At 72.0% G+C, this 13,430-nt stretch carries 10 protein-coding genes; 5 read left to right on the forward strand and 5 right to left on the reverse strand.

Annotated features, from left to right (window positions below; all coding sequences use genetic code 11):
- The first annotated feature begins 223 nt into the window (after nucleotides 1-223).
- The 3 genes from HUV60_RS19850 (at nucleotide 224) to HUV60_RS19860 (ending at nucleotide 4,269) form a co-directional block, all read left to right on the forward strand.
- Complete coding sequence (locus tag HUV60_RS19850; RefSeq protein WP_257848601.1) at nucleotides 224-823, forward strand: TetR/AcrR family transcriptional regulator; 600 nt, start codon at nucleotides 224-226, stop codon at nucleotides 821-823.
- 127 nt (nucleotides 824-950) lie between these two features.
- Entirely contained in the window at nucleotides 951-3,206 is a 2,256-nt protein-coding gene (locus tag HUV60_RS19855; protein ID WP_257848602.1) for an MMPL family transporter, read from the forward strand.
- A gap of 778 nt (nucleotides 3,207-3,984) precedes the next feature.
- On the forward strand, nucleotides 3,985-4,269 hold the full coding sequence (locus tag HUV60_RS19860) for a DUF1876 domain-containing protein (protein WP_257850169.1): 285 nt from the start codon (nucleotides 3,985-3,987) through the stop codon (nucleotides 4,267-4,269).
- Between the two features lie 25 nt (nucleotides 4,270-4,294).
- On the opposite strand, the gene HUV60_RS19865 is transcribed toward HUV60_RS19860, so the two are convergent.
- Nucleotides 4,295-5,500 carry a serine hydrolase domain-containing protein gene (locus tag HUV60_RS19865; protein WP_257850170.1) on the reverse strand — a complete coding sequence of 402 codons (1,206 nt, stop codon included), beginning with the start codon at nucleotides 5,498-5,500 and terminating at the stop codon, nucleotides 4,295-4,297.
- Between the two features lie 271 nt (nucleotides 5,501-5,771).
- Between HUV60_RS19865 and HUV60_RS19870 the strand changes: the two genes are divergently transcribed.
- Nucleotides 5,772-6,140: an SsgA family sporulation/cell division regulator gene (locus HUV60_RS19870; RefSeq protein WP_257848603.1), complete on the forward strand. Its 369-nt coding sequence runs from the start codon at nucleotides 5,772-5,774 to the stop codon at nucleotides 6,138-6,140.
- 42 nt (nucleotides 6,141-6,182) lie between these two features.
- On the opposite strand, the gene HUV60_RS19875 is transcribed toward HUV60_RS19870, so the two are convergent.
- The 4 genes from HUV60_RS19875 to HUV60_RS19890 form a co-directional block, all read right to left on the reverse strand.
- A complete protein-coding gene (locus tag HUV60_RS19875; RefSeq protein WP_257848604.1) occupies nucleotides 6,183-7,853 on the reverse strand; it encodes a penicillin-binding transpeptidase domain-containing protein in 1,671 nt (556 codons plus the stop codon).
- Between the two features lie 148 nt (nucleotides 7,854-8,001).
- On the reverse strand, nucleotides 8,002-9,663 hold the full coding sequence (locus tag HUV60_RS19880) for a penicillin-binding transpeptidase domain-containing protein (RefSeq protein WP_257848605.1): 1,662 nt from the start codon (nucleotides 9,661-9,663) through the stop codon (nucleotides 8,002-8,004).
- Nucleotides 9,664-10,415: 752 nt separating this feature from the next.
- Nucleotides 10,416-10,589: a hypothetical protein gene (locus HUV60_RS19885; RefSeq protein ID WP_257848606.1), complete on the reverse strand. Its 174-nt coding sequence runs from the start codon at nucleotides 10,587-10,589 to the stop codon at nucleotides 10,416-10,418.
- Nucleotides 10,590-10,620: 31 nt separating this feature from the next.
- The gene (locus HUV60_RS19890; RefSeq protein ID WP_257848607.1) at nucleotides 10,621-12,363 is read right to left on the reverse strand and encodes a dolichyl-phosphate-mannose--protein mannosyltransferase; all 1,743 of its coding nucleotides are present in this window, start codon (nucleotides 12,361-12,363) and stop codon (nucleotides 10,621-10,623) included.
- Nucleotides 12,364-12,523: 160 nt separating this feature from the next.
- Here HUV60_RS19890 and rsmI point away from each other — a divergent pair, with 160 nt between their 5' ends.
- Nucleotides 12,524-13,372: a 16S rRNA (cytidine(1402)-2'-O)-methyltransferase gene (gene rsmI, locus HUV60_RS19895; protein ID WP_257848608.1), complete on the forward strand. Its 849-nt coding sequence runs from the start codon at nucleotides 12,524-12,526 to the stop codon at nucleotides 13,370-13,372.
- Nucleotides 13,373-13,430 lie beyond the last annotated feature (58 nt).

Consider the following 13,430-nt stretch of genomic DNA (forward strand, 5'->3'; position numbering starts at 1 on the left):
GCCGCAGCAACTCGTGCGGGGGCGCGGCGGTTCTCCCGGACGTGACCCAGCACACGTACGAAACGGTTTCGTACTCTTGAGGTCTCGGGTACATTCGTCAGACAGGAGATCGCGTACGAATCCGCGTACGCGACGGCGGACGTACGGCACCATGTGTACGGACGCGTGCCGTGTGACGCGGCGACACCCCTGAGGGGGGCGAGGACGTGGGAAGGTGAGTGGGATGACCGAGGTCGCGACCGTGCGGCGCAGCCGGATCACCCCCGAGCGCGAGACCGAGTTGTACGCGGCCGTACTCGACCTGCTTCGCGAGGTCGGATACGACGCACTCACCATGGACGCCGTGGCCGCCCGCACCCGGTCCAGCAAGGCCACGCTCTACCGCCAGTGGGGCGGCAAGGCCGAACTGGTGGTCAGAGCCATGCGGCATCAGAAGCCCGGCATCGTCGGCGGCCTCGACACCGGTTCCCTGCGGGGCGATCTGCACGGCATCATGGGCTGCGAGGACGACTGCGTCATGGAACAGAACGCCGCCCTGATGCGGGCGCTCGCCATGGCGATGCACACGAACGACGACCTGCGGCGGGCCTTCAAGGACCTGCTAGTGGAGCCCGAGGTCGATAAGTTCCAGCGAATCGTCCGGCGCGCGGTCGAGCGAGGTGAGGTCCGCCCGGACAACCCGGCGCTGGCCTACATCGTGCACATGCTCGTCGGCGCGTTCGCCACACGGACGCTGATGGACGACCTGCCGCCCACGCGGGACTTCCTCACCTCGTACATCGACGCCGTGGTGCTCCCCGCCCTCGGCGTGTCCCCTCGCTGACCGGACCCCGCCGGTCGGCGAGCACCACCAGTACCACCCCTGTCTCCTGACGGACGCAACCGCTCACGTCGTCGGGCCTGTCTCCCCTGCCCTGGACCACCCACGACCTGACCGGGAGTACTCCCTCGTGGCCACTTTGCTCTATCGACTCGGCCGCTTCGCCTTCAGGCGACGGCACTTCGCAGCCCTGTTCTGGGTGGCGCTGCTGGCGCTCGCCGGCGCCGGCGCTGCCGGTGCCCCCGTCGCCGGCAACAGTTCGTTCTCCATCCCCGGCACCGAGGCCCAGAAGGCCTTCGACGTGCTGGAGGAGCGTTTCCCCGGGAGCAGTGCCGACGGAGCGACCGCACGTGTCGTCTTCAAGGCACCCGCCGGCGAGAAGATGACCGACGCCGACCACAAGGCGACCGTCCAGGACACCGTCGAGGAACTCGCCGACGGCTCCGAGGTCGCCCGTGTCACCGACCCGTACGCGGGCGGAGGCGTCAGCAAGGACGGCACCGTCGCCTACGCCTCGGTGACCTACCAGGTCTCCGGCATGGAGCTGGAGGAGTCCTCGCGCGACTCCCTCGAGGACTCCGCCGAGAGCGCCCGGGACACCGGCCTGACCGTGGAGGTCGGCGGTGACGCGCTCCAGGCCGTCCCGGCGACCGGTGCCGCCGAGATCATCGGCATCGGTGTCGCCGCGGTCGTCCTGGTCATCACCTTCGGCTCGCTGGTCGCGGCGGGCCTGCCGCTGCTCACCGCGCTGATCGGGGTCGGCATCGGCGTCGCGAGCATCACCGCGCTGGCCTCGACGCTCGAACTCGGCTCGACCACGTCCATCCTGGCCATGATGATCGGCCTCGCCGTCGGCATCGACTACGCGCTGTTCATCGTCTCCCGCTACCGCGCCGAACTGGCCGAGGGCCGGGAACGCGAGGACGCGGCGGGCCGCGCCGTCGGCACCGCGGGGTCCGCGGTCGTCTTCGCCGGCCTCACGGTCGTCATCGCCCTCGTCGGCCTGTCGGTCGTCAACATCCCGATGCTGACCAAGATGGGCATCGCCGCCGCCGGCACGGTCGCCATCGCCGTCCTGATCGCCCTCACCATGGTTCCGGCACTGCTCGGCTACGCGGGCCGCAGGGTCCGCGCGGCCGGCGAGAAGGGCAAGCCGCGCAGGAACGAGAACGAAAACAAGAACGAAAACAAGAACGAGGAGAGGAATCCGCAGGGGCAGGCGCAGCGTCCGAACCTGGGCACCCGCTGGGCGAGCTTCGTCGTCCGGCGCCCCGTGGGCGTCCTCCTGCTCGGCGTCGTCGGCCTCGGTGCGGCGGCCATACCGGCGTCCTCCCTCGAGCTGGGCCTGCCCGACGACGGCTCGCAGCCGACGTCCACCACCCAGCGTCGCGCCTACGACCTGCTCTCCGAAGGCTTCGGCCCCGGATTCAACGGCCCGCTCGTCGTCGTGGTCGACGCCAAGAGCAGCGACGACCCGGACGCCGTCTTCCAGCAGGCCGGCGACGACATCAAGGCGCTCGACGGCGCCGTCTCGGTGAGCCCCGCGGCACCCAACAAGGCCGGCGACACGGCGACGATCACCGTCGTCCCGGACTCGAAGCCCTCGTCCGTCGCCACCGAGGACCTGGTGCACGACATCCGGGACGCAGGGGCGGACGTCAGGGCCGACACCGACGCGGACGTCCTGGTCACCGGTGCCACGGCGATGAACATCGACGTGTCGCAGAAGCTCAACGACGCGCTGCTCCCGTACCTGACCCTGGTGGTGGGCCTGGCGTTCCTGCTGCTGATCGTGGTCTTCCGGTCGATCCTGGTCCCGCTGAAGGCGGCCCTCGGCTTCCTCCTCTCGGTGATGGCCGCGCTGGGCGCCGTGGTCGCGGTCTTCCAGTGGGGCTGGCTGTCCGGCCTGATGGGCGTGGAGGAGACCGGCCCGGTCATGTCGATGATGCCGATCTTCATGGTCGGCGTGGTCTTCGGACTGGCCATGGACTACGAGGTGTTCCTCGTGACCCGGATGCGCGAGGCCTACGTCCACGGTGAGAAGCCCGGCCAGGCCGTGGTGACCGGCTTCCGGCACGGCGCCCGTGTGGTGAGCGCGGCCGCGGTGATCATGATGGCGGTCTTCGCCGGCTTCATCGGCTCCAGCGAGGCGATGGTCAAGATGATCGGCTTCGGTCTCGCCATCGCCGTCTTCTTCGACGCGTTCGTCGTCCGCATGGCGCTCGTGCCGGCGGTACTGGCCCTGCTGGGCAAGAAGGCCTGGTGGCTCCCGAAGTGGCTGGACCGCGTCCTGCCCAACGTGGACGTCGAGGGCGAGGGCCTGCGCGCCGACGCGGAGGAGAAGGGCGGCAGCCCGGACGACGACCGGGACCTGGCCCGCGTCTGACAGCCGTACCGCACCGCAGCACCAGCCGGTGAGGGCCCCGTGGGGACGGGGAGCCCTCACCGGCCTCCGTCTTTGCCCGGACGGCCGACTCTGCTGCTCCATTCGGCGAGCGATCACGTGCCGTGCTTTCAGGGCTCGGCCGCGCCCGGCCTGCCTGCATCTGCGACGCGCTCTGAAGGCCGTATCGGCACGGCGTCATCACGCCGGGTAATTGCGCAGCAGAGTCACGGCCGACTCTGTTGCTCAATTCGGGGGAGGGTCACGCACCGCGTCCGGGAGGGGCCGGCCGGGGCCGGACCGCTTCCTCGCGAGGCCCGTTCCCTGCGCCCCGTCGACGGGCCGGCGTCACTCTCCGCAATGGAGCGACAGAGTCACGGCCCTGTGCGAGTACGCCTCGCACCTCGCCGGTGCCCGCATGCCGTGGGCGCTGTTCCCTGCACATGTCGTGAAGTGACCCGGGGTGCCTGTGCCGTCCTGTGGGGTCAGACCTGCAGAACCCTGCCGGCCGTCACCCCGGGGGGAGTCCTCGGTCCTCGCCGGTGCCGCGATCGGGGCCCTGTTCCTCGAGGAGCGCTTCGGCGTCCCGCGCACCGCCGCGGCCGGGCTGCTGGTCGTCGGGACCGGGCTGATGCTGCGCGTCGAGGAGGGCATGCGGGCTGCCCGGGGCCCGCTCGTGGGGAGGGGCCGACGGGTCTCCCCGGACGTGCCGTTCGGCGGGCAGGTGCGGCGGGCCGGTGCGGGGCGCACCCTGGAACTAGGTATTCCGGAGGTGATCGTCATGACGGACACCATGCGCACCACGGTGGGGTGGCATGTCGAGATGGAGTTCATGGAGGACGACCAGCACACGCGGGCGGTGGCCATGGTGCGCTTGCCCGACGGGACCGAGATACGGGGCCACGGGCACGCGAGCCGGCACCGGGTCGACGAGAACCAGCCCAGGGTCGGGGAGGAGGTCGCCGGTGCCAGGGCGCTCAACGAGCTCACGATGCAGCTGCTGACCAAGGCGCACGACGAGATCGACGCGATGTCGGGGCGGACCTCGCACCCGATCCACGTCTGAGCCACGGCGCCCGAGTCACCACGTCTCAGCGGTGGTGCACGGGCCGGCCGAGGACGACGGAGCGTACCGCCCGCACCAGGGACTGGGCGCGGGGATCCGAGGTCACCGTGGTGCGGAAGCCGTTGGTGACGTAGCCGAAGGCGATGCCCGTGTCCGGGTCGGCGAAACCGAGGGAGCCGCCGCGGCCGGGGTGGCCGAAGGAGCCCGGGGTCAGCAAGGGCGACGCGCTCCCGTGCAGCATGTAGCCCAGGCCGAAGCGGGTGCCGACGATCAGGACGCGGTCCGGGCCCGCCGACTCCTCGGCGCGGGCGCGTTCGACGGTGGCCGCATCGAAGAGGCGTACGCCGTCGACCTGCCCGATGAGCGCGGCGTAGAAGCGGGCCAGGCCGTCCGCCGTCGCGATGCCGTTGGTGGCGGGGTGGGGCACCGCGCGGAACTCCGGGTCGTTGTGGTCCGGGAACGGGTCGATCGCGGCGAAGGCCCGGCGGGTGACGGAGCCGGGGTCCTTGGAGGCCTCGGTGACCGAGCGCTTGGGGCGGGCGCGCAGCGCGCCGGACGGCTCGGGGCCCTGGACCGGGCCGGCCCTCCCCACCCGGCCGGTCTCCGCGTCCGGCAGGCCCAGCCAGAAGTCCAGCCCCAGGGGAGCGGCGATCCGCCCCGCGATCCACTCACCGGCGCCCCGGCCGCCCGTCACGCGTCGTACCAGCTCGTCGAGCAACCAGCCGTAGGTGAGGGGGTGGTAGCCGTGGTCTGTGCCCGGCTCCCACACGGGTGCCTGGGCGGCGACGGCCTCGGCGCCCCGCAGCGGGTCGAGCGCCTCCCGCGGAGTGAGCGGGCGGTCCAGGAGCGGGAGCCCGGCCCGGTGGTTCAGGACGTGCCGGACGAGGACCCCTTCCTTGCCCCGGGCCTTGAACTCGGGCCAGTAGTGGCCGACCGGAGCGTCCAGGTCCAGTTCGCCGTACTGGTGCAGCAGCAGGGGCACGGCGGCGGCGACGCCCTTGGTCGCCGAGCGGACGAGCTGGGCCGTGCCCCGCTCCCACGGCTCGGGACCGGCACCCTGACCGCCGGCACTACCGCCGGCGTTCTTCGCGCCGGCCCACAGATCGACGACCCGCCGTCCGTCCCGGTACACGGCGACGGCCGCGCCCTGCTCGCCGAGGTGCCCGAAGTTCCCTGCGAACGCCTCCCTGACCGGCTCGAAGCCCCCGCTCACCGTGCCGTGCACCTCGATGCCCACGTCCGTCGGTCCTTTCCGTGCCGTCCCCTGTGCTTCTGCCCGCCGCCCGGTGCACTCGCCCGTGACATGAGACGCAACGGCGGCTCCCCGTCTGGGATTCCTCACCCGGGGAGGACGGTCGGGCGGCCGGGCGCGACCGGGTACCCGTGACCGCGATCCGGCCGCCGTTCACCTACGGAGAGTCGTATTCCGTAATCTGTGCGATATTGGAGGCAGGGGCGGGTATGCGGCTTTCGTGCAGGTAGTGCACCCTGAGGGGCCACCGATGAACGTAGTCGAACAGTACGCACGCGCCCAGCTCGTCGCGGACGCGGACGCCCCGCAGTCCGTGGGCCGGACGGTGCCGGTGAGGCTGAGCTACGACCCCGGGCGCGACCCCCGGGCCGTGCGGGTGACTCTTTCCGGCCCCGCCGGCCACGAGTGGAGCCTGCGCCGGGAGTTGCTCGAACGAGGGCTGCGCGCCCCCGCGGGCAGCGGTGACGTGCAGGTGTGGCCGTGCGGCCGGGTGCAGGTGGTCGTGGAGTTCCACTCGGCGCAGGGGGTGTTCATGGTGCAGTTCGAGACGAAGGCCCTGACGCGGTTCCTGCGCCGTGCGCACGTGGCCGCGGCAGCCGCCGAACCGGTCCCGCACTGACGGACGGCCGCTTCGAGGGCCGCGGGGCCGCACCCGGACCGGTCAGTCGCCGAGCTTCAGCAGGCTCGCCACGAGCGGGCCCGCCGTCGAGCCGCCGTGGCCGGCCGCCTGTACGACAGCCGCCGCGGCGAGGTCCCCGCGGTACGCGGTGAACCAGCCGTTGGGTTTCTTCTGCCCGTCGACCTCGGCCGAGCCGGTCTTCGCGCCCTTGTCGCCGCCGACCCCGGCCATCGCCTCCGCCGCGGTGCCGCTGGTCGCCGTGTAGGACATCAGCTGCCGCAGCTGCGTCACCGTCCCGGCCGACATGGTGCGCGAGGCGGTGGCCGGCTTCCGGCCGTCCACCGCCGGCGACACCAGGTACGGCTGATGGAACTCGCCCGCCTTGACGGTCGCCGACACCGACGCCATGTTCAGCGGGTTCATCCGGACCCCGCCCTGCCCGATCAGGGAGGCCGCCATGGGGGCGTCCTTCTGCACCGGCACCGAGCCGTCGAAGGACGGGACACCGATCTGCCAGTCGTTGCGCGAGAGCCCGAAGACCTCCCGCGCCTGCCTGGTCAGGTCGTCGTCCTTCAGCTCGGACGCCTGGCTGATGAAGGCGGTGTTGCAGGAGGCGCCGAAACTGTCGCGGAACGTGCCGCCCTTGATCTCGAACTTGTCGAGGTTCTGGAACTTCCAGCCGCCGTAGCTGGAGTACTTCGGGCACGGGTGCTTCTCGTCGATGGACGCGAGGCCCTTCTCGATGAGCAGCGAGGCGGTGAGCACCTTCATCGTCGAACCCGGGGCCAGCGAACCCTGGAACGCGGTGTTGAACCCGCGCGAGGCGTTTGCGGCGGCGAGGATCTCGCCGGTCGACGGCCGCATCAGCACCACCGACGACTTGGCCTTCTTGGCCACCTGCTCCTCGGCCGCCGCCTGGAAGGCCGGGTCCAGCGTGGTCTGCACCGTCCCGGGGGTGCCCTCGCTCACCTCCAGCACGGTCTTGTCGGCGGCCTTCGCCCTCCTGGACTCCTCGCCGCGGACGACCCGCAGCTCGATGCCGGCCTCGCCGCCCGCCGTTTTCCCGTACTTCTCGCGCAGCCCGTCGAGGACCGGGCCCAGGGACGGGTAGTCCTTGGTGGTCAGCTCGTCGCCGTCCCGGTCCAGCGCCCTGATCGGCGGCGTGTCGGTCTTCCCGGTGACCAGCTTGTCGCCGTCCTTGAGGTCGGGGTGCACGACCGCGGGCTGCCACGCGACCCGCGGTTCGCCGTCCCCGTCCCGGCGTACGACGGTCAGCCTGCTGTCGTACGCCAGCGGCTCGGTGATCTCCTCGTAGGCCACCGTGCCCTTGACGGAGAACGGGACCTCGGTGCCGGTGCGGGCGCCGGCGGTGAGGGTGACGTCCTCGACGCGGGCGTCCTTGGCGTAGCCGGTGAGCAGGGCGGCTGCCGCCTCCGGATCGTCGGTGGCGTCGGAGGCCGCGCCGACCTCTCCCTGCTGCCAGGCGGTGAGGAAACGGTCGGCCGCGGTGGTGACCTCGGCGGCGGACAGCGGGCCGCTCTTGGCCCTGGCCTGCTGGGTGGCGGCCGCCCGGGTGTCGCCCCCGGAGCCGGGCCCGCCCGCGAACAGCGCGTAGGCGCCGAATCCGGCACCTCCGACGACGACGGCGATCACTCCGCCGAGTACGGCGGGGTTGGTCTTCCGTCGCTCGGCGACGCGCTTTCTGCTGCCCACTGCTGTCCGATCCTCCGCAAAGTCCGTATCCGTCGAGCTGACAGGCCGGCAGACGGATAGCCATACCGTCTACCGGCCCGGTGTTCGTACGGCGCTCACATGTCCATGACGGCCACCAGCCTAGAGTCCCGCCTTCCGCGCGTCGCGGTCAGCCGCCCGCTCGTAGCACAGCTGCGACAATCGGGCCGGCCGCGTCGCCGCCGTGGCCGCCCTGCTGGGTCATGGCCGCCGCCGCGATGTCGCCCCGGAAGCCGGTGAACCAGCTGTCGGAGATGGCGTTGCCGTCGACCTCGGCGGAGCCGGTCTTCGCGCCGATGTCGCCGCCGAGCCCGGCCATCGCCCGCGCGGCGGTGCCCTGCGTGGCCGTCAGGCGCATCATCTGCTTCAACTGACTCGCGGTGTCGGCCGACAGGCCCTTGGCCTGCGCCAGTTGCCGGCCGTCGAGCTCCGGGGAGACGAGGTGGGGCTGGCGGAAGGTGCCGGTGATGGCGGTGGCCGTCACCGACGCCATGTTCAGCGGGTTCATCTGCACCTGGCCCTGGCCGATGGCGTTCGCCGCGCGGTCCGGGCCGCTGACCGAGGGGACGCTGCCGTCGAAGGAGACGACGCCGGTCGCCCAGTCGTCCCGGCCGAGCCCGAACCGCTCCTGCGCCTCCTGGGTGAGCGAGGCGTCGGTCAGCGGGTGCTCGTCGATGAGCTTGATGAAGGCCGTGTTGCAGGAACGCAGGAAGCTGTTGGCGAGGGTGGCGCCCTCGTTCGGCTCCATGCCGGTGAGGTTGTTGAAGGTCTGGCTCTGCCAGGTCGCGGTGGGCGGGCAGGGCGCCGGGCCGTTCATCGAGGCCACGCCGTTGTCGATGAGCATGGCCGCGGTGATGATCTTCATGGTGGAGCCGGGGGCGACCCGGCCCTGGAACGCCGCGTCGAACCCGTCCTCGCGGTGGTTGGCCACGGCCAGCACCTCGCCGGTGCTCGGCTGCACGGCGACCACCGACGACTCGGCGAACTCTTTCACCGCCTTCTCGGCGGCGGCCTGCACGCCCGCGCTGAGCGTCGTGCGCAGCTTGCCGGGCTCGCCCTTCGCGAGGGTCACCAGCGTGGAGTCGGCGGCACCCGCCTCACCGGCGGCGCCTTCGGCGTGCCGGATCGTCAGCTCGATGCCGGGGGTGCCGCCCGCCTTGTCGCCGTACTTCTCGCGCAGCGTGTCGAGGACCGGTCCGAGGGAGGGGTGGTCGTCCTCCGTCAGTACCGTGCCGTCCCGGTCCACGGCCTCGATCGGCGGCTGCGCGGCCTCCCCGGTGACCAGGGTGTCGCCGTCCCCGAGTTCAGGGTGCACGACGGACGGCTCCCAGTCGACCAGCGCCCGCCCGGTGGTCTGCCCGCGCACCACAGTCAACTCGCTGCTGTAGGCGAGCGGTTCGGACTTCCCGTCGTACGAGACGGTCGCCTTCACGCGGAACGGCACGGTGGTGCCGGAGACCGTGCCGGGCGTGATCTCGACATCGGCTATGTGGGCGTCCTCGCCGTAGGCCGCCAGCAGCGGGGCGGCGCCCCCGGCGTTGTCCGTGTGCGTCGCCGCCTGCGTCGCCTGACCCTTCTCCCAGGCCGCGAAGAACGCCGCGCTCACCTTCTCGACCTCCCCCTTGTCCGGCGGCCCGGACTTCTTCGTCACGGCCGCGTCCGAACCGCCGTCGCCCCCGTCGCCCCCGTCGCCGTTCACCGCCGACACGATGTTGTGGACCCCGTACCCGGCCCCACCCACCATCACCGCGAACACACCGCCGACGACGGCCGCCTTGACCCCCTTGCCCATCGGGCGCTTCCCCTCCCCCGCCGCACCCCCCACGTCTTCTGAACGTGTTCAGAAAGTTCGGCGAGTGAGTACTCTACGCACAAGGAGTGACGGCGTGGACGGCAGTTGCCCTTTGTTGTCCGAAAGGAGATCGGGCCGGACCGACATCTGTCCTCGGTCGACCCGTCCTCGAACGGATGAAGGGGCGTTCATCCTCCGAGTGCCCCGTACGCCCCGCCCCGTAGCCCTCTTCAGGCGCTGCGAAGGCCGGCGCGCACGGACCCGCCGCCGGCGCCCGGGGCCAGGGCCGGAGCGGGTGCCGGCCGGCGGCGCGGGTGAGGAGGTCGACGACCTGCAGGGCTCCGGTCACCTCCGTGGAGGCGGATCGGGGGTCGATCCTTCGGCTGAGGGCTGCCGCGATCGTCGAGAAGTCGTCGCCCCGGCCGTGTGCGGAGTCCAGGCCGGCGCCGAGGGGTTCACGACGGGCGGAGCCCCGAAGGCCTTCGCCGACCTTCCGGGGCTCGGCCAGAACGAGGCCGGCCAGCTCGCGCAGGTGCGCGTCGTCGAACCCGGCGCGGGACCGGTCGACGGTGTCGCGAGCCTGGGAACGCCCCAGACGACGAACGTGAAATCCTGCATCGCCGTGGAGACCGTGACCCGGCGGGTGATCCCGGACGACGTGTTCGTGACCTTCTCGGCGGAGGGCAGGAAGACACTGAACGCGCCCCGCACGCGGTTGACGCCGTGGGACCTGAACACGAGCCGGCGGTTCGTCAGACGGACGCGGCCACCGATGGCCTCCTCCCGCGCATCCCCACCGCCCCCGTCAGACCGGCGAGGGCGAACCGGGACAGCCCCGCCTCCCGGACGCCGATGACGGCGTTGGCGTTCTTGCGCGGCATCAGCCCCTCGCCGGGGAACAGGCCCCCGGGGTTCAACGGTGCCACCGCCACAGCCTTACCTCCGGGGGCAAGCGGGTCAGACCCACGTGTCCAGCCACATCCGCGCCCGCCAGTCCTCGATCGGGATCGGTGTGCCCGTGTGGATCGGCCAGAAGTAGATGAAGTTCCAGACGATCAGGAGGGTCAGGACACCCGCTGCCGTGGCACCTGCCACGCGGCGGGTGTCGCCTGCCCGGGGCGGGCCGACGAGCGCGCCCAGGAGCATCGCCACCGCCAGGCACAGGAAGGGGAGGAAGACGACGGAGTAGAAGAAGAAGATCGTGCGCTCCTGGTAGAAGAACCAGGGCAGATAGCCGGCCGCGATACCGCAGGCGATGGCGCCCGCCCGCCAGTCGCGGCGGAAGAACCAGCGCCACAGGACGTAGAGGAGCGCGAAGCAGCCCACCCACCACAGCAGGGGCGTGCCCAGGGCCAGCACCTCGCTGGCGCACTTCTCGGCCGCGTCGGCCGGGCAGCCCTCCGCGCCGGGCGCCGGGGACTCGTAGAAGAACGAGACGGGGCGGCCCTCGACGATCCAGCTCCACGGGTTGGACTCGTAGGGGTGCGGCGAGGACAGGCCGACGTGGAACTCGTACACCTGGGTCTCGTAGTGCCAGAAGCTGCGCCACCAGTCGGGGAACAGCCACGACCAGGAGCTGTCCTTGCCGTCGGTCACCGCCCAGTCGCGGTAGTAGCCGCCGCTGCCGTCGTCGGCGGAGAGGAACCAGCCGGTCCAGGACGTGACGTAGGCGGCCAGGGCGACGGGGACCGTGGACAGGAACGCCCAGCCCAGGTCGCGCCGCACGACGGCCCGGACCGGGTGGTGGGCGCCCGCGGTCCGGCGGGAACCGACGTCCCACAGCACCGACATCACACAGAACGCGGCCATGATGTACAGGCCGTTCCACTTCGTGGCGAACGCCAGGCCCATCATCAGCCCCGCCGCCAGCCGCCACGGCCGCAGGCCCGGTCGCGCGGTCCCGGCGACGTGCGCGTCCGGCAGGGTCCTGCCGTCGGTGCCCACGGGCAGCGCGGCCGCGAGTCTCTCCCGCGCCCGGTCCCGGTCGACGACCAGGCAGCCGAAGGCCGCCAGTACGAAGAACATCAGCACCCCGTCGAGCAGCGCGGTGCGGCTCATCACGAAGTGCAGCCCGTCCACCGCCATCAGCGCGCCCGCCAGGCACCCGAGGAACGTCGAACGGAACAGACGCCGGCCGATCCGGCACAGCATCAGCACCGACAGCGTGCCGAGCAGCGCCGTCATGAACCGCCAGCCGAACGGGTCGAACCCGAACATCAGCTCGCCCAGCCCGATGACGTACTTCCCGACCGGCGGATGCACCACGTACGCCGCTTCGATCGGGAGGGAGACGTCCCCGCCGGAAGAGAGGACCAGGCTGTCGGCGTTCTTGTCCCAGTTGACCTCGAAGCCGCGGTGGACCAGTGCCCACGCGTCCTTCGCGTAGTACGTCTCGTCGAATATCACCTTCCTGGGGCTGCCCAGGTTCCAGAAGCGCAGCACCCCCGCCACCAGCGTGACCAGCAGCGGACCGCCCCAGCCCGACCAGCGGGTGATCCTCTCGCCGAGCGCCGGCGGTACCCCGAGCGCCGTCCACATCCTGCCGGACGGCTTCGTGTACGGCGGGACCAAGCGGTCGCGGACGTCGCCCCCGGACCTCGCCGTGTAACCGAAACGGCTCAGCCGCTGCTGCCACAGCGGTTGCTGGTCCTGCGGCGGCTGTTCCTGCCGGGTGTCCGTGGAGGACGCGGTACTCGTCACCGCGCCATCGTAGGGAACGGCGCTGTGCACGTCCCGTGCATGGGAGGGATGGGCCCGGTATGCCCCAGGTGTGCCCGGCCGCGGAGGCCAGGGGAGGGGCACGCCGGGTGCGGGTACGGGCCGTTCCTGTGGGGACGCCGGTGCTGGGAGGATGACAGGCGTGACCGGAATCCTCGTACTCGCAGGCACCCCCATCGGCGACGTCTCCGACGCCCCGCCCCGGCTCGCCGAGGAGCTGGCCGGCGCCGACGTCGTCGCCGCCGAGGACACCCGGCGGCTGCGGCGGCTGACCCAGGCACTCGGCGTCACCCCCAAGGGGCGGGTCCTCTCCTACTTCGAGGGCAACGAGTCCGCCCGTACGCCCGAACTGGTCGAGGAGCTGGCGGGCGGCGCCCGCGTGCTGCTCGTGACGGACGCCGGGATGCCGTCCGTGTCCGACCCCGGCTACCGGCTGGTCGCCGCCGCCGTCGAGCGGGACATCAAGGTCACCGCCGTGCCCGGACCGTCCGCCGTACTCACCGCGCTCGCCCTGTCGGGGCTGCCCGTGGACCGGTTCTGCTTCGAGGGGTTCCTGCCCCGCAAGGCAGGGGAACGGCTGGGGCGGCTGCGGGAGGTCGCCGGGGAGCGGCGCACCCTCGTCTACTTCGAGTCCCCGCACCGGCTCGACGCCACCCTCGCCGCGATGGCCGAGGTGTTCGGCACGGAACGCCGCGCCGCCGTCTGCCGTGAGCTGACCAAGACGTACGAGGAGGTCAGGCGCGGTCCCCTGGCCGAGCTGGCCGCATGGGCGGCCGAGGGCGTACGCGGCGAGATCACCGTCGTCGTCGAGGGCGCCCCGGACCGCGGGCCCGAGGAAGTGGACGCCGCCGAACTGGTGCGCCGGGTACGGGTGCGCGAGGAGGCGGGGGAGCGGCGCAAGGAGGCCATCGCGGCGGTCGCCGTGGAGGCGGGGGTGCCCAAGCGGGAGGTCTTCGACGCGGTGGTGGCGGCGAAGCGCTCCGCGGGGTGAGCCGGGGCGGTCGGCACCGCCGGAGGCCTGCTTCCTCGTCGCGGGGCGGCGGTGGCGC

Origin of the sequence: Streptomyces sp. KMM 9044 (genome assembly GCF_024701375.2) — a bacterium.
GTDB lineage: Bacteria > Actinomycetota > Actinomycetes > Streptomycetales > Streptomycetaceae > Streptomyces.